Source organism: Ruegeria sp. A5 (assembly GCF_056543005.1).
Genome location: NZ_JBQGAV010000009.1, coordinates 26,595 through 47,360, shown reverse-complemented (window position 1 = coordinate 47,360; position 20,766 = coordinate 26,595). Strand labels below are relative to the sequence as shown.

The 20,766-nt window shown below is 57.9% G+C and carries 21 protein-coding genes; 7 read left to right on the top strand and 14 right to left on the bottom strand.

Annotated elements, in window-relative coordinates; translation table 11 throughout:
- Nucleotides 1-256: 256 nt before the first annotated feature.
- From pnp to ACR0AY_RS17630, 4 genes are all read right to left on the bottom strand, one after another.
- Nucleotides 257-2,407 carry a polyribonucleotide nucleotidyltransferase gene (gene pnp / locus ACR0AY_RS17645; protein ID WP_170515055.1) on the bottom strand — a complete coding sequence of 717 codons (2,151 nt, stop codon included), beginning with the start codon at nucleotides 2,405-2,407 and terminating at the stop codon, nucleotides 257-259.
- 224 nt (nucleotides 2,408-2,631) lie between these two features.
- Nucleotides 2,632-3,000, bottom strand: a complete 369-nt coding sequence (locus ACR0AY_RS17640; protein ID WP_170513987.1) for a DUF1761 family protein — start codon at nucleotides 2,998-3,000, stop codon at nucleotides 2,632-2,634.
- Nucleotides 2,997-3,419 (bottom strand): SRPBCC family protein, encoded by a 423-nt coding sequence (locus ACR0AY_RS17635; RefSeq protein ID WP_170394703.1) that lies wholly within the window; start codon nucleotides 3,417-3,419, stop codon nucleotides 2,997-2,999. The genes ACR0AY_RS17640 and ACR0AY_RS17635 overlap by 4 nt, the downstream gene beginning before the upstream one ends.
- Nucleotides 3,400-3,753 (bottom strand): metalloregulator ArsR/SmtB family transcription factor, encoded by a 354-nt coding sequence (locus tag ACR0AY_RS17630; RefSeq protein ID WP_170394700.1) that lies wholly within the window; start codon nucleotides 3,751-3,753, stop codon nucleotides 3,400-3,402. The genes ACR0AY_RS17635 and ACR0AY_RS17630 overlap by 20 nt, the downstream gene beginning before the upstream one ends.
- A 268-nt stretch (nucleotides 3,754-4,021) precedes the next feature.
- Here ACR0AY_RS17630 and ACR0AY_RS17625 point away from each other — a divergent pair, with 268 nt between their 5' ends.
- A complete protein-coding gene (locus ACR0AY_RS17625) occupies nucleotides 4,022-5,623 on the top strand; it encodes a BCCT family transporter (RefSeq protein ID WP_170394697.1) in 1,602 nt (533 codons plus the stop codon).
- A gap of 116 nt (nucleotides 5,624-5,739) precedes the next feature.
- Here ACR0AY_RS17625 and ACR0AY_RS17620 read toward each other — a convergent pair whose 3' ends face one another.
- On the bottom strand, nucleotides 5,740-5,949 hold the full coding sequence (locus ACR0AY_RS17620) for a hypothetical protein (RefSeq protein WP_170408501.1): 210 nt from the start codon (nucleotides 5,947-5,949) through the stop codon (nucleotides 5,740-5,742).
- 449 nt (nucleotides 5,950-6,398) lie between these two features.
- On the opposite strand from ACR0AY_RS17620, the gene ACR0AY_RS17615 reads away from it, so the two are divergent.
- The gene (locus tag ACR0AY_RS17615; protein ID WP_170598398.1) at nucleotides 6,399-7,646 is read left to right on the top strand and encodes an MFS transporter; all 1,248 of its coding nucleotides are present in this window, start codon (nucleotides 6,399-6,401) and stop codon (nucleotides 7,644-7,646) included.
- Nucleotides 7,647-8,033: 387 nt separating this feature from the next.
- Here the strand turns inward: ACR0AY_RS17615 and rpsO are convergent, their stop codons facing one another.
- The 3 genes from rpsO to ACR0AY_RS17600 all read right to left on the bottom strand — a co-directional run bounded on the left by rpsO (nucleotide 8,034) and on the right by ACR0AY_RS17600 (nucleotide 10,081).
- A complete protein-coding gene (rpsO, locus tag ACR0AY_RS17610; protein WP_050605082.1) occupies nucleotides 8,034-8,303 on the bottom strand; it encodes a 30S ribosomal protein S15 in 270 nt (89 codons plus the stop codon).
- Nucleotides 8,304-8,446: 143 nt separating this feature from the next.
- Nucleotides 8,447-9,481 (bottom strand): calcium-binding protein, encoded by a 1,035-nt coding sequence (locus ACR0AY_RS17605; protein ID WP_170408499.1) that lies wholly within the window; start codon nucleotides 9,479-9,481, stop codon nucleotides 8,447-8,449.
- 96 nt (nucleotides 9,482-9,577) lie between these two features.
- Nucleotides 9,578-10,081 (bottom strand): DUF1643 domain-containing protein, encoded by a 504-nt coding sequence (locus ACR0AY_RS17600; protein ID WP_170426157.1) that lies wholly within the window; start codon nucleotides 10,079-10,081, stop codon nucleotides 9,578-9,580.
- A 106-nt stretch (nucleotides 10,082-10,187) separates the two neighbouring features.
- Here ACR0AY_RS17600 and ACR0AY_RS17595 point away from each other — a divergent pair, with 106 nt between their 5' ends.
- The gene (locus ACR0AY_RS17595) at nucleotides 10,188-11,636 is read left to right on the top strand and encodes a pyridoxal-dependent decarboxylase (protein ID WP_170515046.1); all 1,449 of its coding nucleotides are present in this window, start codon (nucleotides 10,188-10,190) and stop codon (nucleotides 11,634-11,636) included.
- 7 nt (nucleotides 11,637-11,643) lie between these two features.
- Here ACR0AY_RS17595 and truB read toward each other — a convergent pair whose 3' ends face one another.
- The 3 genes from truB to rbfA are packed head-to-tail and all read right to left on the bottom strand — an operon-like array spanning nucleotide 11,644 to nucleotide 13,739.
- Nucleotides 11,644-12,552, bottom strand: a complete 909-nt coding sequence (gene truB, locus ACR0AY_RS17590) for a tRNA pseudouridine(55) synthase TruB (protein WP_170426161.1) — start codon at nucleotides 12,550-12,552, stop codon at nucleotides 11,644-11,646.
- A 54-nt stretch (nucleotides 12,553-12,606) separates the two neighbouring features.
- Nucleotides 12,607-13,347: a phosphodiester glycosidase family protein gene (locus ACR0AY_RS17585; RefSeq protein ID WP_170515043.1), complete on the bottom strand. Its 741-nt coding sequence runs from the start codon at nucleotides 13,345-13,347 to the stop codon at nucleotides 12,607-12,609.
- The gene (gene rbfA, locus ACR0AY_RS17580) at nucleotides 13,344-13,739 is read right to left on the bottom strand and encodes a 30S ribosome-binding factor RbfA (protein ID WP_170408494.1); all 396 of its coding nucleotides are present in this window, start codon (nucleotides 13,737-13,739) and stop codon (nucleotides 13,344-13,346) included. The genes ACR0AY_RS17585 and rbfA overlap by 4 nt, the downstream gene beginning before the upstream one ends.
- An 89-nt stretch (nucleotides 13,740-13,828) precedes the next feature.
- On the opposite strand from rbfA, the gene dapB reads away from it, so the two are divergent.
- Complete coding sequence (gene dapB / locus ACR0AY_RS17575; RefSeq protein WP_170515040.1) at nucleotides 13,829-14,638, top strand: 4-hydroxy-tetrahydrodipicolinate reductase; 810 nt, start codon at nucleotides 13,829-13,831, stop codon at nucleotides 14,636-14,638.
- Between the two features lie 72 nt (nucleotides 14,639-14,710).
- On the opposite strand, the gene tmpB is transcribed toward dapB, so the two are convergent.
- Together tmpB and tmpA are read right to left on the bottom strand one after the other, a co-directional pair.
- Nucleotides 14,711-15,301: a (R)-1-hydroxy-2-trimethylaminoethylphosphonate oxygenase gene (tmpB, locus tag ACR0AY_RS17570; protein ID WP_170515037.1), complete on the bottom strand. Its 591-nt coding sequence runs from the start codon at nucleotides 15,299-15,301 to the stop codon at nucleotides 14,711-14,713.
- Complete coding sequence (gene tmpA, locus ACR0AY_RS17565) at nucleotides 15,298-16,434, bottom strand: 2-trimethylaminoethylphosphonate dioxygenase (protein ID WP_170515034.1); 1,137 nt, start codon at nucleotides 16,432-16,434, stop codon at nucleotides 15,298-15,300. The genes tmpB and tmpA overlap by 4 nt, the downstream gene beginning before the upstream one ends.
- 99 nt (nucleotides 16,435-16,533) lie before the next feature.
- On the opposite strand from tmpA, the gene ACR0AY_RS17560 reads away from it, so the two are divergent.
- Complete coding sequence (locus tag ACR0AY_RS17560; RefSeq protein ID WP_480454475.1) at nucleotides 16,534-17,394, top strand: LysR family transcriptional regulator; 861 nt, start codon at nucleotides 16,534-16,536, stop codon at nucleotides 17,392-17,394.
- Here ACR0AY_RS17560 and ACR0AY_RS17555 read toward each other — a convergent pair whose 3' ends face one another.
- Nucleotides 17,395-17,577, bottom strand: coding sequence for a DUF1674 domain-containing protein (locus tag ACR0AY_RS17555; RefSeq protein ID WP_170515029.1), 183 nt, complete (start codon nucleotides 17,575-17,577; stop codon nucleotides 17,395-17,397).
- Nucleotides 17,578-17,668: 91 nt separating this feature from the next.
- Here ACR0AY_RS17555 and ACR0AY_RS17550 point away from each other — a divergent pair, with 91 nt between their 5' ends.
- Together ACR0AY_RS17550 and ACR0AY_RS17545 are read left to right on the top strand one after the other, a co-directional pair.
- The gene (locus ACR0AY_RS17550) at nucleotides 17,669-18,928 is read left to right on the top strand and encodes an RsmB/NOP family class I SAM-dependent RNA methyltransferase (protein ID WP_170515025.1); all 1,260 of its coding nucleotides are present in this window, start codon (nucleotides 17,669-17,671) and stop codon (nucleotides 18,926-18,928) included.
- 88 nt (nucleotides 18,929-19,016) lie between these two features.
- Nucleotides 19,017-20,756: a heparinase II/III domain-containing protein gene (locus tag ACR0AY_RS17545; RefSeq protein ID WP_170515020.1), complete on the top strand. Its 1,740-nt coding sequence runs from the start codon at nucleotides 19,017-19,019 to the stop codon at nucleotides 20,754-20,756.
- The last annotated feature ends 10 nt before the right edge of the window (nucleotides 20,757-20,766 follow it).

Sequence of the window (20,766 nt, the reverse complement as noted above, 5' to 3'; positions counted from 1 at the left end):
TTATCGGCAATGAGTAGAAAAGAACGCCCAAGTAGATGCCTCGGGCCTGTAAAGCCAACGTTTTAAGTGGTTGCGAGGCTCTGTTTCAGGGCAATGCACTCAGCGATTAAAACTGTATCCTCATCTAAATTGAAGCCTACCCCAGCACCAGCTGATGATCGGCACATTCCACAGTATCGCTACGGCACTCGACATTCGCCCAAAGAAAAAGGCCCCGGCAGATTACCGGGGCCTTCGTTCTTGCAAAAGAGGCAGATTACTCTGCGCTTTCCTCTTTCTTTTCTTTCTTCTCGGGAACGATCTCTTCGCCGGTTTCCTGATCGACAACTTTCATCGACAGGCGCACCTTGCCGCGATCGTCAAAGCCCAGAAGCTTGACCTTTACTTCCTGACCTTCTTTCAGAACATCCGACGGATGGTTCAGGCGGCGGTTTTCGATCTGGGACACGTGTACCAGACCGTCGCGCTTGCCAAAGAAGTTCACGAAGGCACCGAAGTCGACGATCTTGACCACTTTACCGGTGTAGATCTGGCCCTCTTCCGGCTCAGCAACGATCGAGTGGATCATCTCATAGGCCTTCTTGATCGATTCACCGTCGGGCGACGCGATCTTGATGACGCCGTCGTCATTGATGTCGACCTTGGCACCCGAAACCTCGACGATCTCGCGGATGACCTTACCGCCCGAACCGATCACTTCACGGATCTTGTCGGTGGGGATGTTCATGGTCTCGATGCGCGGGGCGTGGACCGAGAATTCGTTGGTCTCGGACAGGGCTTTGCCCATCTCACCCAGAATGTGCATCCGGCCGTCCTTGGCTTGCGCCAGGGCTTTCTCCATGATCTCAGGCGTGATGCCCGCAACCTTGATGTCCATCTGCAGCGAGGTGATGCCGTTTTCGGTGCCAGCCACTTTGAAGTCCATGTCGCCAAGGTGGTCTTCGTCACCCAGAATGTCCGACAGGATGGCATAGTTGCCGTCATCTTCCAGGATCAGACCCATGGCCACACCGGCAACCGGTGCTTTCAGCGGAACGCCCGCATCCATCATCGAAAGCGAACCACCGCAAACCGACGCCATCGAGGACGAGCCGTTGGATTCGGTGATCTCCGACACGATGCGGATCGTGTAGGGGAAGTCGGTCGCTGCAGGCAGAACCGCCTGCAGGGCACGCCATGCCAGCTTGCCGTGGCCGATCTCACGACGGCCCGGACCACCCACGCGGCCAACTTCACCCACCGAGTAGGGAGGGAAGTTGTAGTGCAGCAGGAAGTTCGATTTGAAGTTGCCGTGTAGCGCGTCGATGAACTGTTCGTCGTCACCGGTGCCCAGCGTGGTCACGGCCAATGCCTGAGTCTCACCACGGGTGAAAAGGGCAGAACCGTGTGTACGCGGCAGCATCGAGGTTTCTGCGACGATCGAACGGATATCGGTGGTCGAACGACCGTCGATACGCTTGCCGCCTTTGACGACGTCACCGCGCAGAATGCCAGCTTCCAGCTTCTTCATAGCGGAACCGAGATTGCCGTCTTCTAGTTGCTCTTCGGTCAGCGCTTCCTTGATCGCTTCACGGGCCGCGGCGACAGCGGCGGTGCGCTCTTGCTTGTCGGTGATCGCGAACGCGGCGCGCATCTTCTCTTCACCGGCAGCCGAAACAGCGGCGGACAGCTCCGAGTAATCGGGGGCGACGAATTCGAACGGCTCTTTCGCGGCTTCTTCGGCCAGCGAGATGATCAGGTCGATCACGGGCTGAATTTGCTCATGCGCGAAGTTTACCGCGCCCAGCATTTCCGCCTCGGACAGTTCGTACGCTTCCGATTCCACCATCATCACGGCGTCTTTGGTACCGGCAACAACCAGGTCCAGACGCTGTTCAGGGTTCAGGCGCAGGTCCTGCATGTCGTCGACGGTCGGGTTCAGAACGTATTCGCCATCCTCGAAACCAACGCGGGCACCGGCGATCGGACCCATGAACGGCGCGCCGGAAATGGTCAGTGCGGCAGAGGCTGCGATCATCGCAACGATGTCGGGGTCGTTGACCAGATCGTGGGACAGCACGGTGCACATCACCAGAACTTCGTTTTTGAAGCCGTCAACAAACAGCGGGCGGATCGGACGGTCGATCAGACGCGCGGTCAGCGTCTCTTTCTCGGTCGGGCGCGCTTCGCGCTTGAAGAAGCCACCCGGAACCTTACCGGCGGCATAGTATTTTTCTTGATAGTGTACGGTCAGCGGGAAAAAATCCTGACCGGGCTTTTGAGCACGGGCAAAGGTCACGTTTGCCATGACGCTGGTTTCGCCCAGCGTGGCAATCACGCTGCCGTCGGCCTGACGGGCAACCTTGCCGGTTTCCAGTGTCAGCGTCTCTTCGCCCCACTGAATCGATTTCTTTGTTACATCAAACATATGCGTATCCTAGAACGGAGCACTCCCGCCCCTGCGGGTCTCCGGTTTGCATGGCGGCCCCATTGCCGCCGACCCCACTTTATCTTCCATTCGAGTGCCGGGGTCAGGGCACAACGTCTCAGATGACAGGCCCATACATCAGTTTGCAAGCTTTGGAAAGTCGGGAGTTTTTGGGGGGCAGGGGATTGCCTAACCCCCGCCCAAGCTGGGCAGGGGCCGATGTATCAAAGGATAGCGTGCGCCAATATCATCACCACGCCGCAGCCCAGCGCATATCCGGTGTCGACTGCGATGGCGAAGCCGCTTTTCTGTGCCCATGCCCCGACCGATGCGGCCTGAGCAGCCACTGCGAGGATCGCCAGCACCGCAACGCCAAGGCTGTTGTTGGTCTCGGTCACCGCGATCACAGCGGCTAGCAGGATCAGGAAAACGATCTGGGCCGCCATCTGCGGCAGGGGTGGAGATTCGGGCGGGGTGGGGTCGATCCGTGTTCCCTCGGCCCAGCGTTTCTGAAAGCCGACGGGTCCGTAGACCAGCCAGCCCAGCAGAAAGGCCGCGATCACACCCACGCCAAGGGCGAGCCAGTTGATCACAGCGCACCCTCCAGCGTCTCAAGGATTCGGGTCCAGCCACCTTCGTGATTGTTGCGGCTTTCTTCCGAAGGGAAGCGGATGTGGTGCAGGCGCAATTCCGTACCCTTATCGGTGGGCGTGAAATCTAGCGTCACGGTGGAATCGTCCTGACTGTAAGGAGAGTTCCAAGTGAATTGCAGCCGATTGGGCCGGTCGATCACTTTGTATTCGCCCTCATGCGGCAGGTCCCCGGCCTCGGGCGCGCGCATGATGATCTTGAACCGGCCCCCTACTTTGGCGTCAGAATAAGCTTCGGGCACTGACATGTTGGGACCGGGCAGCATGAACTTGGCCAACATTTCCGGGTCTAGCCAAGCATCAAACACCTTTTCCGGCGGGTGCGGAATGGCGCGGGTTATTTCAAGGGACAGTTCCGTCATCTTCTGGGTCCTCCAAAGCAGTTTCCAAGGCGTCCAGCCGAAGCGCCCAGATCGAACGCAGCCCGGCGAACCAGTCATCCACGGCTGACAAGGGGGCCATCTGCACCTCGATCAGATGCTCGCGCCATTCCGTCCGACGCCGCACCAGCCCGGCATTCTCCAGCACCTTGATGTGCTTGGACACCGAGTTGAGGCTCATATCGAATTGCCGCGCAATATCCGTCACCCGCAAGGGGCCTTGCTGCGCGAGCATCGTTAGGATCACGCGGCGGGTTGGGTCGGACGCGGCCTTCAATATAGCGCCTAGGTCATAGCGATTCTCTCGTTCAACCATTTGGATGAATTACATGCCTTTTCTGCTTCAGTCAACCATTTGGTTGAATAACAGGATATTTGCAGCTCTGAAAGCTAATTCGGTCGCTCCCACCGCCTAACTATTCGCGAAATCGAATATATTTGGTGAAAATTTAGTATCCGTATAGGCTGAAACCACCATACCTGCGGTCGAAACGACGGAAACGCGCCAAGGGAATACGAATATCACCTCCGTCCGCCGGTCGAATACCTTGGCGTTTGCACGTAGCGAACAGAAGGGCAGACGCATGGCACAAACCAAGAAAATGCTGGATCCGGATCCCCGGATTTATGACTTTGAGACCGAATATGAGCTGGGGCAGGACAATGTCCGGCCTTTCGGTCTGGACATCCATAACCCGGTCTTTTTGATCTCTAGTATCCTGATCTTTGCGTTCGTCCTGATCGCGCTGGCAAATCAGGAATCCGCAGCCACGTTCTTTGGCTGGCTCCGACCATGGCTGACCAGCACGTTTGACTGGTTTCTGGTGCTGTCGGTTGACGCAATCACCCTGTTCTGTCTGGTGCTGATCATCTTACCTGTGGGCAAGGTGCGGATCGGCGGCAAGGACGCCAAACCCGACTATTCCTACGCCGGATGGATCGCGATGATGTTCGCGGCCGGGATCGGCATCGGGCTGTTGTTCTTCGGCGTGATGGAGCCGGTCTATTACAATTTTGCAGAAGACGGCAACGCCCGCCCGCTGGGCATCGATATCGCTGTGCCGGGTAACGAATACATCGGCATTGTCGGCACGATCCATCATTGGGGTCTCGAAGGCTGGGCGGTATATGCGGCCGTTGGTCTGGCGCTTGCAATCTTCAGCTATAATCTCGGGCTACCATTGACCCTGCGTTCGGCTTTCTATCCGATCCTGGGCGAGCGCGTCTGGGGCTGGTGGGGCCACATCATCGATACTCTGGCAGTATTCGCGACCCTCTTCGGCCTGACCACATCATTGGGTTTGGGCGCACAACAGGTGGCCGCCGGGCTGTATGAGGTCTTTGGCATCGAACCCAGCCCCACCGTCACCGTCCTGCTGATCATAGGCATTACGATGATCGCACTGGGCTCGGTCCTGATGGGCATGGATGCAGGTGTCAAACGGTTGAGTGAGATCAACATGATCATGGCCGTAGGACTGTTCATCTTCGTCATCGTAGTTACCGGTGTCGGAACCGCCATTGCACGGTACTTCAACGTTATGGTGGATTACGTGACCCATCTACCGGCCCTGTCCAATCCGTTCGGTCGGGAAGACACCAGCTACTTCCACGGCTGGACAACCTTCTACTGGGCCTGGTGGATTGCGTGGTCACCTTTCGTGGGCATGTTCATCGCCCGCATTTCCAAAGGTCGTACGGTGCGTGAGTTCGTGATCTGCGCCTTGTTGGCACCCACTGCGGTTTGCGCCCTGTGGATGTCGACCTTTGGTGGCGCCGCAATTGACATGCTGAACGCAGGCGGAGCAGAGGGCGTCCGCGCCACAGTGATCGAAAGCTATGCCCCCGAGGGCGCGCTGTTCGGCTTCCTGAAAGAGCTGCCGCTTTACGGCATCATTGCCCCGATCGCTCTGATCCTGATCGTTGTGTTCTTTGTCACATCGTCGGACTCAGGCTCGCTGGTGATCGATACGATCACGGCAGGCGGCAAGATGGACGCACCAGTTGTGCAACGCGTGTTCTGGTGCACGCTTGAAGGCCTTGTTGCAATCGCACTGCTGCTGGGCGGAGGTCTCTCTGCCTTGCAAGGGGCAGCGGTGTCGACTGGAATTCCGTTTACCTTGGTGGTTCTGATCATGTGCTACTGCCTGTGGCTGGCGCTTAAATCAGAAAAGGCCAAGATGTAACTGGGATTATCCTGAGAAAACCGAAACGCCCGCCAGTTCGGCGGGCGTTTTTGGTCCGGAGCGGCCCCTGTAGCGCGTACCCATGCAGCAGTCGTCAGGAGCGTACCAAACGGCGGTCAGTGCAGCGAATCCTCGCGTTTGCCTTGGGTTGGATATTCCATCTTTTCATCTTCTAGGATCCCGCGAAGAACCGCCGCTGTCTCGACCTTCGAAATTGCCTTCTTATGGTCGTAGGGATTATTCAAAATCGACCGCGCATTTGTGGCGTTGGACGTCTCAGACATCTTGGTTGCAAACACCCGGCTCAGAATTGTCTTCAATGGCATCATTCAACTCCCGCAACATATGGTCATCAAATCCTTGCCGCTGCGGGTCAGGTCCAAGCCACTTGAGGGAAGGGCTCAAAGACCAACTTCCGTGAGTGTGAACCCGCAGCGACACCGTCCATGTAAGAAAAATGGGGTGCCGAGAAAGGGGGAAGAAATCTGCTGTTTGCATCATTTTTTTGACCGCTTGGAAAAAAATCACGACACTGCTTACGCTTACGTCAACCTTCTAACCTAGGGCCCGGCTTTCGCGACGCGGCGTCACAATTCGAAACCCAAGGTCAGCCACCCGGATACCGCCCGTCGCCGCGCCAAATTGGACAGAAAACAAAAGAGCCCATACCCTGACTCCGGGCAACTCTTGGCGCAGCGCGTGTTTCTTGTGATGTGGCCGGCCCCCTCGACGTTTTGAAATTGGATTATTCCGGGACCGTAATGAGGAAGCTGTTATGAACCTTTCACGATTGTCTCTGTTGCTGGTCGTATTCATTGACGTGATGGGTTTTGGATTGATCGTGCCGATTTTCAACACGATCCTGCTGGATCCACACCAGGCTTTCCTCGCACATGGAACAGCGACGAATATCCGCCAGCTCGACTATACGATTCTGATTGTCGTCTTCTTTCTGTTCTACTTTTTCGGGGCGGCCTTTATCGCCAAGTTGTCGGACTATATCGGGCGTAAAACAGGCATCATGATCTGCCTTACCGGTGCCCTGATCGGCTATGTTTTGACTGTGGCCGCGATAATGACGTCTAGCTATTGGCTGTTACTTTTGGGGCGCGCCATTTCCGGGTTTACGACGGCCAACCAACCCATTGCGCAGGCCGCATTGATCGACATCAGCCATGACGATCAGGAGAAATCAAAAAACCTCGGGATGATTGTTGCGGCATCCGCGCTGGGCCTGCTCGGGGGGCCACTGATTTCAGGATTGCTCAGCGACCAAAACCTGATGGGATCATTTGCGTCACTGGAACTGCCTTTCTACGTCGCCATTGCCCTGATCCTGATCAACATGGCACTGATTCTGTTCTTCTTCTCCGAACCCGGTTTCAAAAGACAAAAAATTGACTTCGGGCTTTTAGATGTTGTTTTGAACCTGTGGAAAGTCTTCTCGAACCCGGTCGTTTTGCGGCTTTCGGTCGTCATGTTGTTCTCGCTGATGTGCCTGAATGCGTTTTTCTTCTTCATCGACACGTATCTGCTGACCCGGTTCAAGTTCAGTACGCTTCAAAACAGCATGGCCCTCGCCGTGTTCGGAGGCTCCATGGCCTTTGGCAGTGCCTACCTCACCGCGCCGCTGCACGAGCGGTACAAAAAGTTTCCGATTCTGTATGTCTCCATTGCAGCGATGGCACTTGGGATATTGGCCTTCATGCTGAACCCCATGGCCGATCTGACCTATGTCCTGATTGTTCCGATAACCATCGCGTTCGCGATCATGTACCCGACCATGCTTTCGTTGTTTTCCGCGAGCGTCGGCCCAACCGAGCAAGGTTGGGTCATGGGTGTGACAGTCGCCATCTACGCGTTGGGCTCCGGGACCATTACGGCCCTCAGCGGGTCCCTCATGGCTATCAATTTGCGGATGCCTTTCGTGCTCGCGGTCATCTGCGGTGTACTGGCATTGATTGCGATGGCGAAACTGTTTCGCCATCCCGGCGTTCAGGCGCTTGATACCAAAGGCAAGTAGGTTTCATCAGTGTGTCCCGAACGAAAATGGGCGCGCCCGCTACAGGCACGCCCAGTAAAAAAGGGAGGACTATGAAAAACCCGACGCTCGAAACAAAAGAAGCGCCTACTCACTAACATCCTCAGAATGGCGCAATCTTTGACCGCGTTCAGTGAAGTGGTTCACAGGAAGTTAAAAAAAGTTTGCGCTTCTTTGCGTAGCGGTAAGGTTTGGGCCGCAGGTATGTGTGTGCCGTCTCTCATGAACATGGCGGGAAATTCGCGCGCCGCACAGTTCACTAGATTAGACAGTGACCAAAACAAATACGCCCACCAAATGGCGGGCGTACAAGATGTACTATTTGTACGAACAGGGCCTCAGCGCCTGTACAACATGAACAAAACGCGTTTAGCGGCGGATGCCCAGCTTTTTGATCAGGTCCTGATAGCGTGCTTCTTCTTTGCCCTTCAGATAGTCCAGCAGCTTACGGCGCTGAGCAACCATCTTCAGCAGACCACGACGACCGTGGTTGTCTTTCTTGTGGGTTTTGAAGTGCTCGGTCAGGGTGTTGATGCGCGAGGTCAGGATAGCAACCTGGACTTCAGGCGAACCAGTGTCGCCGTCCTTGGTTGCGAATTCTTTCATGACGCGTGCTTTATCAGCGGCAGTAATCGACATCGGGGTCTCCTTTAAAGGTTAGAGTTGATGGCGCAGGCCGGGATGTCGTCCAGCACGGGCCCATGGAGAAAACCGCACCGACTCCGATGCGGATGGGCGCGTATAGGCGCATTCACCGCAAATGGCAAAGGGATTCTGCAGGCTCAACTGGTGAAGGCGTACTGCTCCAACTGGGCTTCGGTCACAAACTGAATATCTTCAACAGTCAGACCCTCTGCGCCAAAAAGCTGAGCGACGTCTTCGCCATTGACCCGAACATGGGTCAAGCTGTTGTTTTCACTGTCCTGTTCGATCGTCAATTCCGGTTCTTCCGGGTTGTCCCAGGTGATCAGAAGCTTGTCGTGACCGATCTGGAAATCCATGATTGTCGTGGCTTCCTGCTCGGGGTCGGACTGTACAACGATCTCGTCCTCGCCCTCTCCACCGGTGACCACATCGCCGTCTTCGGCAAGAATGACGTCGTCCCCAGAGCCCCCGTTTAGGAAGTCGCGCGCAGGCTCGTCCGGGCCATCTTCTCCGGACAAGATGTCATCACCATCTCCGCCAAACAGGGCGTCTTCACCGGCACCCCCAACAAGGTAGTCGTCGCCATCTCCGCCTTGTAGCGCGTCGTCGCCGTCATCGCCGCTTAACGTGTCATCGCCCTGACCACCAAAAAGCCGGTCATTCCCATCACCGCCGCTCAGATCATCTGTTCCGAAATGACCATACAGGTCGTCATTTCCTGACATTCCGTCCAGCGCGTCATCACCATATTCACCATGGAGCACATCATTCCCGAGGTTGCCAAACAGGACGTCCCCGCCACCACCGCCATACAACACGTCGTTGCCAGCGCCGCCGTCGATCCAGTCGTCCCCGCCATATCCGTTGATCTGATCGTTGCCTTCCTGCCCGGTCAGAACATCCGCATCCTCATCGCCCGCAATGACCAGATCGCCTTCATACTCGGACACAATCTCACCAGTGTCAGAGTCGGTTTCCTCGGCAGAGCTGGGCTCGTCGACATTCTCGTCCGCGTCAAGCAAATTGCCTTCCGACAGGTCGTCGTCGGCCGTTTCCTCGATGCGATCGTCTTCATCCTCGTCATCGCCTTTGTCTTCTGGCACAAGTACGTCGCTGATAGCGTAGGCCGCACCACCCATGGCGGCCATTCCGAATAATCCGATCAGAAACATATCTACCCTCCGCAAGCACAATGGCTCCGAGTGTAAAAACTCTCATGCAAACAATGGCTTGGTCAAAGCGAAGCAGAGAGCTTGGTTAACCCTTTATCACCAGGCTTCGGGCTGCTGAGTGTACGCAATGTAGAGAGGATGCTTCGGATGTCCGTCCTTGGTCAGCCCAAGGTGGAACAAGGGCTGGCCCGTGCCGCGCAGCAATTCCTCAACTGCGGGGCCGCGTTCCAGATGTGCGCCATGCGTGCCCCAGGCGGCGATGACCTGATCCGCCCATTCCACGCCGTCCAGGATGGCTGCGTCATTCTCAGGCCCCACCGGATCGGAAGATGCACGCATCTTGCGCGGATCAGTGTCGCGCCAGGCAAAGATATTGGTGACCTGAAAAGCTCCGAAACCCAGTGTGCGTGCGCGACGCTCGCAACGTTCCACCGTGGGGTCGTTCTGCACCTCGGTCGCCGTCGACGGATTCAGCATCACAAACAACGCCTTGCGGCCCGCCGGGTTCCAGATACGGGTCAGGCTATAGCGGTATTTTTCGCAATCGGAGTAGATAGCAGTCGAGGGCGCATCGCCCTTGGTATGAGAACGGGTGATCATGCAGTCGGGTTTGGCTGGAATTAGGCCCGTTTACAAGGGGCGATGTCCTGTTTCTTAACTTGTGCTATACCTGCCTTCATTTGAACGGCTTATTCTGGGGGAAGACATGACATTCGAGACACTGGATCCGGCGGATTGGGAGCAGACCCGCAAGTTAGCACATGAGATGCTGGATATGGCGTTGGATCATACGCGTGATGTGCGTGATAGGTCGATTTGGAAAGATATGCCGACTGCCATACGCAACGGGTTCGAAACGCCCGCACCTCAGCAGGGTATGCCGTTGGGTGATTTGATGGATGATGTCCAGTCTCAGGTCATGCAGTATCCAATGGGCAATATTCATCCCCGGTTTTGGGGCTGGTATATGGGCGCGAGCAATTTCACAGGCGCGATGGCGGATTTTCTGGCTGCGGTTCAGGGATCGAACCTAGGGGGTGGGAATCATGCGGCAGCCCTGATCGACCGACAAGTCGTCGACTGGCTACGCGAGATGATCGGTCTGCCGGAAGGGGCCAGTGGGACATTGGTCAGCGGCGGCAGCGTGGCAAACTTGATCGGGCTGACGGTGGCCCGCAACGTCAAATCCGGGATCGACATGCGCGAAGAGGGCATCGCCGCCATGGATAAGCCGATGCGGTACTACGGATCGGATCAGATGCACAGTTGTCACCAAAAGTCGCTCGAAACACTGGGTCTGGGCAACAAGGCGCTGCGGCGTGCTCCTACGCAAGACGATTTGACGATGGATCTTGAAGCGCTTGCCGGCATGGTCGCGCAGGATCGCGCAGACGGCCTTAACCCCGCTTGTGTGATTGCTACCGCCGGAACCGTGAACACAGGCGCCATCGACGACTTGTCGGCGATTGCCGATTTCTGCCGCGAGGAAGGCCTGTGGTTTCATGTTGACGGCTGTATCGGTGCGTTAATTGCAATCGCCCATGATAACAGTTGGCGCGTGTCCGGCATCGAACGCGCGGATTCCGTCGCGCTCGACCCACACAAATGGTTACATGCGCCTTTCGAAGTGGGTTGCGCGTTGGTGCGAAGCCATGATGCCCACCACGCGACATTTACTCTGACCCCGGAATACCTGGAACCGCAATCCCGAGGCGTCGCCGGGGCGGCGTTTTTGCACGATTACGGCATTCAGACTTCGCGTGGGTTTCGAGCGCTCAAGGTCTGGATGTCCTTGAAGGAGCACGGCGTTCAGAAATTCGGCAGGCTCATTGATCAGGATATCGAAAAGGCGCGTTATCTGACTTCGCTGATCGAGGCAGAGGATGACCTCACCTTGATGTTCCCCACCAACATAAACATCGTTTGTTTCCGCTATGACCCGGGCGGTCTCAGCCCCGAAACTCTGCGTGCGATTAACAGCGAAATCATGTTGTGCCTGCAAGAGGAAGGCACAGCGGTTTTATCGGATACAACGGTTCAGGGAGCGCATTGCCTACGGGTGGCGGTCAACAATCACCGCACGCAAAAGCAGGATCTGGATCTACTGGTGTCCGAGATACTTCGACTGGGTCACAAATTGCGTATCGCCGCCTGAACAGTCATCAGTTGGCGGCAAAGACGCGGCTTGGGTGCAATTCGCCCGACTTGTAAATTCCTACGGCCACGGCCTTGCCATCCAGCGAGGCCCAGGCCTCGTCGCCGTATTCCACGTCAGAGGCCAGCACCATGCCCGGATTGCCATTCCGCAGACGGGTGGCTCCTTCAGAGGTGCATTTCAGCTCGGGCAGGTCCGACAGGCCGGTTTCCAGCGGATGCAGATAATCATCCAATGCGGTGGTTTTGGCCATTTCGTCGATCTGTTCGATGGTCAGGCCATCCTCGGCCTCAAACGGGCCGGACCAGATGCGGCGCAGTTTTTTCACGTGGCCGTGGCAGCCGAGCGCCTCACCCAGATCACGCGCAATGGAACGGACATAGCCACCTTTGCCACAGGTCATCTCCAGCACGACGTGGTCTTCGTCGGGGCGGTCGATCAGCACCAGTTCCTCTACCCAAAGAGGGCGGGCGGTCAATTCTACATCCTCGCCATCGCGGGCCAGCTTATAGGCGCGTTGACCGTCGATTTTCACGGCCGAGAACTTGGGCGGCACCTGTTTGATATCGCCCAGAAACGGGCCAAGCGCTTGTTTGATATCCTCATCCGAGGGGCGCGCAATGCTCTCAGCGATGACTTCACCCTCAGCATCATCGGTGTTGGTGGCCTGCCCCAGCCGCACGGTGAAGGTGTAGGCCTTCAGCGCATCGGTGATGTAGGGGACGGTCTTGGTTGCCTCACCCAGCGCAACGGCCAAAACGCCGGTTGCCTCTGGGTCCAGCGTGCCTGCATGGCCCGCTTTCTTGGCGTCCATCGCCCAACGCACCTTGTTGACCACCGCGGTCGAAGTCATGCCAGCGGGCTTATCCACCACCAGCCAACCGGAAATGTCGCGGCCCTTGCGTTTACGTCCCATTCTACACCTTGAGTCTTGCTGAGGCGCGCGAGTTAGCGGATCGTTTCGATGCTGTCAATTTGCCGGAACGTCCTCGACGACACCCACGATGGGTCCCAGCGAAAACCCGATATCCGACCGATTGCTGGCGCGATCATACATGCGGGAAATGTTGCCATCTAGAAACAGCGCATTCGGTGTTTTCAATACATCGCGGAATAGGCTGCCGAATTCGTGGAAAGTGACGTAATCGTCCGAGATCGCAAACACCGCACGCGTGCCATCGGCGCTGGTGCCCACCCCGTTTCGGGTGTAGCGCGAGGTTGAATCCGGCAGAAAGCGAGGGTGCAACTCTCCGTTGATCACCAGCATGGGGCCCGATTGTGTCGCAAAGCGGCACTGCGGCGCCTGATCGACGAAATCCAAAGTCTCGAACACATCGGCACGGTTTTCACGGATGCAGAACACACCGTTGGGCAGCAGGCCGAAATTGCCGGGTCCGGCATTCGGTATCACGCGCATCTGCTCTTGCCCTTCTTCGACATAGTGGCCGACGGGCGAGCGGTCGTCATGGTACATGCCCGCATTCATCGCAAAGACGAGCCTTTTCCCCTGAGGCTCCAACGCCTCATTCACCGAAGAGAAATGACCCAGCAGATCGCCATTTTCATCGTTCAGAAACAGGCGCAAATCTTCCGAGGTATCCACCTCGCAAACCGTATATCGCTTGTCCTCATGAGTCAGCTTCTCGCAAGTGACTGCAGAGACTTGCGCGGCCCAAAGGACAGCACACAGCGTGACAAGGGTACGGATCACTCGTCCAGATCGCGGCGTACCGCGTCCTGATTAAACATACGGCGGGTGTCGTCCAGTCGATCAAACGTGTCATCCAGACGGAACCGCAGGTCGGGAGAGAATTTCAGGCCCACCTTCTTGCCCACTGCGCGCCGAAGCTCACCCTTGTTTCGAGCGAGCAGTTCGATCACATCCTCCTGCCCCTTGCCGCCCAGGGGCAGCACATAGGCGGTGGCGATCTTCAGATCGGGCGAGGTGCGCACCTCGCCCACGGTGATCGACATGCGGTTCAGGTCGGGGTCGTGGACATCTCCGCGCGCCAGAACCTCGGACAGGGTACGGCGGATCAGTTCGCCGACGCGCAGCTGTCGTTGGGATGGACCGGGGCCATCGTGGAATTTGTTCTTTGCCATGCCCCCGATCTAAGCCCAAAGCGGGGCTTTGCCAAGCGGGCGCGAACCGGGTAGGAGGCTTTGAGCCGACTTTAGAAAGGACCAGCGCAATGACCCATATTCCGGGGATCGTTATCACAGGGGCTTCGGGCCGTATGGGGCAGATGCTGATCAAGACCGTGTCTGAGAGCGATCAGGCGCGTCTGGTCGGTGTGGTCGAGCGTAAGGGTCATGACTGGATCGGTCAGGATGTGGGTCAGGCAATGGGCGGGCAGGCGCTCGGTGTTACCGTCACTGACGATCCGCTGGAGGCATTTGCGAAGGCGCAGGCTGTTATCGACTTTACGGCGCCCGAGGCGACGCTCGAGTTTGCCGCGCTGGCAGCACAAGCGCGGTGCGTTCACGTGATTGGCACCACCGGAATGACGGATGAACAGATCGCAGCTTTGGAACCTGCCGCGCGCCATGCCGTGATTGTGCGGGCCGGGAATATGAGCCTCGGGGTAAATCTGTTGGTTCAGCTGACCAAGAAGGTCGCTGCGGCACTGGATGAGGATTTTGATATCGAGATCATCGAGGGGCATCACCATCACAAGGTCGATGCGCCTTCAGGCACAGCTTTGATGCTGGGCGAAGCCGCCGCCGAGGGGCGCGGTGTCAAGTTGTCGGATGTGGCCGATAGGGGCCGCGACGGTATTACCGGTACGCGCAAACGCGGCGACATCGGCTTCCACGCCATTCGTGGCGGAGACATTGTCGGCGAACACGATGTCCTGTTCGCGGCACCCGGTGAGCGTATCGTGTTGCGCCATCTGGCTACTGACCGTGCGATCTTTGCCCGTGGGGCGCTCAAAGCCGCGTTGTGGGGTCAAGGCAAGGCGCCGGGCCAGTACGACATGGTGGATGTTCTGGGGCTGTAGGCTTCAGGATCGAGAGCCAAGAAAATTCGACGAATTTTCTTGGCTCTATCGATCGGGCGGATGAAAGCTGTCTCAGCTCGCCTGAATGTGCCGGTCGACCATCCGTTGTACCATCGGTGCGAAATGGGCGAAATCCGGGGTCTCCATATCAGCGCGTTTTCCCGCTTCGTCCAGATAACGGACCTGAATGATCTCTTTCAGGTTCGGATTTGCCTCGAACTCGGCGATCTCCTTGGCACTCATCGGACCACCCTGCAGTTCCAGCGTATGGACCGAGGCTGCAGACAGGCGATTGAAATACTCCGGCTTGGTGGCGCAGAGATACCGCTTGGCTGCCACGTGGTACCGGCAGCAATCGGTGATGACCGACGGAAAGAACTGCTCCAGCACCTCGGCACCTGCATCTTCATGATGCCGGTCCTCGGTATCGTCCGGATGGTAAGTGCCGAATTCCGACGTAAAATGGCCAATGTCGTGCAACAGCGCACCGACGATAATTTCTTCGGACTGCCCGTTCTGTTCCGCAATCGTGGCACCCTGCAGCATGTGCTGGGCCATGGTGACGGGTTCGCCCAGATATTCCTCACCCCCCCGACGATCGAAGATGTCGCTGATAAAGGCAACGATATTGTCCCGGTTTAAGGTCGAGAAATCGGGTTTCATTCCGCCGCCTCCGGTTGTGTCATCTGCATGGCGGCCAGTGTCGAAAGCAGCCCATCTTTGTCAGCATAGCATCCCTGCAACCAGCGAAACCCGGCCCCGGAATAGCCCAGCCGTGCATGCATTACGCGTGTGTTGTCGACGATGAAGCTTTCGCCCGGTTCCAGCTTGAAAGACACGCCCATGGCGGGATCGTCAATGATCTCGCCCAGCTGGCGATAGGCTGCATAGTAGGCTTCCATCTTGTCAAAGGGTACATCCACGAACGGCGCAGACGAGCGGTTGTTGAAGCGAATGCCGATCAACTCGCCATCGGGGGAAAGCTCGATCATCGGGCGACGTGACCGCAAACAGACCCCGTCCGAACCTTTATACTCGAACCGTGCCGGATAGCCTGCAAGCAAGGCGAAGCCCCCGGGGTTCAGATCGCGCAGTCGCTCAGCCGCGCGGAAACCATCGACAACGATGGAATCGCCGCCTTCGGCCGAGTTCTCAAGGCAGTAGAGGATTTGCAGTGTCGGTACCGGGTCGCGATAAGGGTTGTCGGTATGGGCCTGCAACCCCAACCCGGTATAGGCGAGGTTGGTCGGGTTCACCTCAGTCCGAACCTCGAAATAGGGGCCATAATTTGTCTGACGCACATAGCCGAACAGATCGGCCACTTTCAGCAGCGATTCCGGCTCGGTTGGGCCACCTGTCAGCTTGGCAAAGCCGTACTCCGCGACGGCAGCCAGCCAGCTGCGCTTGGCCTCAGGGTCGGTGTGCACCCTTTCCCAGTCACCGCTGGGGGCGCTGATACCACGCTCCCATGTGGTGACGCCGGATGCAGTGCGGCCAACGTCTTGCGCCTGTTCGCGGTCATAAACGTGATCGGCCAGCCAATCGGCAGGGAACATCACGGATTTGTTTTCGGGCTGAAAGGTAACACTCAGATCGCCATTTTGGATCTCGGCAGCGCTGACCGAGATATTGGAGGGGATATCGCCGATTGTGATCAGGCGCTGCCCGTTGCCGGGGGCGCGGGTCTCGGGGTCCAGCGCATTGTCGCGCAGCCAAATGGCGTGAAATCTGGCCTGAGTACCATCGGAAAATGCGACGGTGACCATGGAAGGGTCGAAAGTAGCTGAGCGCAGCATGGGGTCTCTCCTATTCGGCGCGGACTTTGCTTGAGGAGATACGCGCTCCGTGGCATTACTACAATTAAACCTTATTGCCACTGAGGGCTGGAAATACTTATGGCTAAGAAGCAGATCGGTTTACCTCCTTTGGACTGGCTGCGCGTGTTCGAAGCCGCCGGGCGATTGGGCGGTTTTTCTGCTGCCGCGCGCGAATTTGGTCTGACGCAGGCGGCAGTCAGTCAACGGATCGGAAATCTTGAGGCATGGCTGGGCAGGTCATTATTTTTGCGCGAGGCGCGGGGCGTGTCGCTGACCATCGAAGGCGAAAGCTATCTGCCATTGGTGCAGGACAGCCTGCAAGCACTGGAACGCAATACCGAGGATCTGTTCGGCAAATCCCCGCGCGAGCTTCGGGTCGCGGGACTTTCGTCGCATATCCACGCGCTGGTTCTGCCAGCCTTGCCCAAGTTCCTTGAGGCGCAGCCCAATGTGCGTGTGATGACAGATTCCATGGCGCGCCGGGCCTCATTGGAGGAAGAGCGTACCTGGCTGCAGATCCGCTATGGCAGAGGTGTCTGGCCTGGACGAAAGGCAAAGCTAATTGCGCTTGAAGTTCTGGCACCGATGGCCGCATCTGGCATCAAGTGGGGTGCGCCGCTCATTGATTTGCGCGGAGAACGCCCCGGTTGGAAGGACTGGGCGCAGGTAGCGGGGGTTGATGAATTACCGGCTGGCCGGATCAGTTTTGACTCGGTAGGTCACGCGATCACGGCCGCGCGTCAGGGCATGGGGATCGTGTTGGGTTCACTACCGTTGGCTTCGGGCAGCTTAAAGACTGGTCAATTACACAGATTGGATATGCCCGAGCTTAGGACAAAGGATGGCTATTGGCTTACATGGCCCGAGGATCGGGCAAGGTCGAAACGGCAAAGGGCGTTGATAGACGACTTTCTGCAAGCGCTGCGGGGCGGGGCCTGATCAGAAGTCGATGGCGATGCCCTTTTTCTCCCAATCGCCATAGCGGGCCGGATCAGGACCGTCGCGCCCACCCAGTTCCTTGGGCTGCGCTTTGGCTTCCGCTTCGGCCTTTTTGCGACGTTCCTCAGCCTCGGCCAATGCGCGCTGTGCGGCGGGGGGCAAGTCTTTGCACTCGTCACTCATGACATTGGGTTCCTTTCCGTTCAGTGCCTTGATATACGCCCTCGTCCGTACAAGGCAATGCGGGCAAAGGTCACGAGAGGCACTCAGCATCATGTCAAACTCTGCAACCGCCGCGCGGCGCAGTGCAATCTATCTGCTGGATCAGATATTGGGCGAGGGGCGGCTGTTACCTGAGTGTCTGGCGGCCGGCGCATTGGATCGTCTGGTACCCGAGGATCGTGCGCGCGCACAGCGGTTGACGATTGAAACCCTGCGAGGGCTTGAGCGTGCCGACCGGCTGTTGGCCGATAACCTGCGGCAGACACCAGCGCTAACGGTGCATAACGCACTGCGGCTTGGAACGGTCGAGCTGTGTCAGGGCGAGGCCGCGCATGGCGTGGTCAATTCGATGGTCGAGATCGTGGGACGCTCGCGCAAGCATGGGCGGCTCAAGGGGTTGGTGAATGCAGTCTTGCGCAAGATTGCCGCCGATGGACCGGATGCTTGGCCCAAGATGCGCGTGCCCCGTCTGCCCGACTGGCTGCGCGATCCTCTGATCATGGCGTGGGGCGATGACGCAGTAAAGGGTATGGAACAGGCCCATTTCAATGGTGCACCGCTGGACGTGACGCTGAAACCGGGCGCCGAGGCGCCGGGCGGAGAAGCCCTGCCCACCGGCTCAGTCCGTTTGCAGGATGCGGGGCAGGTGTCGGCTTTGCCGGGCTACAAGCGTGGAAACTGGTGGGTTCAGGATGCGGCAGCGGCGCTGCCTGTGCGCGTGCTGGCCCCGAAAGCCGGGGAAAAGGTATTGGACCTTTGCGCCGCGCCCGGTGGCAAGACGTTGCAATTGGCTGTGGTAGCGGCAGAGGTCACGGCGCTGGATATCTCCGAAACACGGTTGGAGCGGGTGCGCGAGAACCTGAAACGGACAGGTTTGAAGGCCAAGGTGATCGCTGGTGATGCGCTGGACCATCAGGGCCAGTATGATGCCATCCTGCTCGACGCGCCGTGTTCGGCCACGGGCACGATTCGCCGCCATCCTGATTTACCTTTCGCCAAGGATGGCTCGGAATTCGGGGGATTGATCGAACTACAGGCCCGGATGCTGGCCCATGCCTGGACCCTGCTCAAACCCGGAGGCCGATTGGTATATTGCACCTGTTCCTTGTTGCCGGACGAAGGAGAGGTGCAGATCGAAGAGGCGCTGGATCAATACCCGGATATGCAGATTGACCGTGCGGCGCTTGAGATTGCGGGCGTTGAACCAGACTGGATTACAGAAGAAGGTGGCTTGCGTTTGCGCCCGGATTTCTGGGCGGACAAGGGTGGCATGGACGGGTTCTATATCGCCTGTCTGAACAAATCCGCTTGAGGCGACGCTTTTCGATGACTTGACGCGCGGACCGGTCTATCGTGTGTTCAAGCGCCCGCAGAGCGCAAGGGGCAGAGTCGCAAGCGTCATGTCAGAATCGGACACAATGGCCAATCGCTGGATGCGGTTTCAGAACCGCCTTTACGCGCGCCTGAGCCAAAGGCGGAAGGCGGTTTCGGGATTCGTCAGCCAGCCTGAGCCGCGCACCGTGGGTTCGTTTGCACGCGGGCGACAACTGGTGGCCGGGAATCTCCTTTTCGCTGGATATCTAGTCGAGGCGGATGACACCGATCTATGGGATGTTGCTGCGCCCAGTCCGGATTTTGATGATGAACGCCACGGTTTCATCTGGCTGGATGATCTGGCAGCCGTCGGCGATATGCGCGCCCGTGAAAAGGCGCAGCGATGGGTCTGGGGCTGGATCACCGCACATGGGCGCGGGAAGGGACCCGGCTGGGCGCCGGACCTGACCGGGCGTCGGGTGATGCGCTGGATCAACCACGCGCAATTTCTGCTACGCGGCGCTGATGAGGCGCAAAGCAGAGCTTTCTTCCGCTCCTTGGCACAACAAACATGGTTTCTTTCCAAACGCTGGACAGCAGCAACACCAGGATTGCCGAGATTCGAAGCGCTCGCAGGGCTGGTTCAGGCTGGTTTGGCCCTGGAGGGGCTGGAGCAACTGGCTGATCCCGCATTGCGCGCACTGGCCCGGGAATGCGACCGCCAGATCGATGCCGAGGGCGGCATTCTCACCCGCAATCCGGAAGAATTGCTGGAGGTCTTCACTCTGCTGGCCTGGACCTCTGCTGCACTTGGTGAAGTTGGCCGAGGCACGCCTGCCTCTCAGACCGGGGCGATCAAGCGCATTGCACCTACTCTGCGAAATCTGCGTCATGCAGATGGATCTCTGGCCAGATTTCACGGGGGCGGGCGTGGGCTTGAAGGGCGGCTGGATCAGGCACTGGCACAAAGCGGTGTCAAGCCGCAGCAGCATTCGGACCTGTCAATGGGTTATGCACGATTGGCCGCCTCCAGAACCACGGTTCTGGTGGATGCCAGCGCGCCTCCCAAAGGTGCTGCGTCGTTCAACGCCCACGCATCCTCGCTTGCGTTTGAGCTGACCTCGGGGCGCCGTCCTCTGATCGTGAACTGTGGATCAGGCGGCAGTTTTGGGCAGGAATGGCGCAGGGCAGGGCGCGCGACCCCGTCGCATTCGACCCTATGCGTCGAAGGGTATTCCAGCGCCCGGCTTGCAGAAGGCGCAAATGGGTCGTCGCAAGAGGCATTGGTGGATGGCCCGCAGGATGTGCCCGTGGATTTCGAGGATGCCTTCGAAGGCACCCGCTTCATGGTGGGTCATGACGGCTATGCCAAAGTGTTTGGCCTGACCCATGCCCGCACGCTTGAACTGCGCTTTGACGGGCGTGAGCTGGTGGGCGAGGATATTCTGCTGACCGCAACCGACAAAGCCAAAAGGCAGTTCGATCGCGCGATGGACGGTACAGGTCTGCAGGGGATCGCCTTTGACATCCGGTTTCACCTGCATCCTGACGTAGATGCGGCACTTGATCTGGGTGGCGCTGCGGTGTCGATGGCGCTCAAGAGCGGTGAGATCTGGGTTTTCCGCCATGATGGCGTTGGAAAGTTGTCAGTTGAACCAAGCGTTTACCTTGAAAAAGGCCGTTTGAAGCCACGCGCGACAAAACAGATCGTTCTATCTGGGCGCGCAATGGAGTATGCGACGCGCATCCGGTGGACGCTCAGCAAGGCTCAGGATACAGCCTATGCCGTGCGGGATACGCACCGGGACGAGCCCGTTTTCGACTGACGCCAAAAGG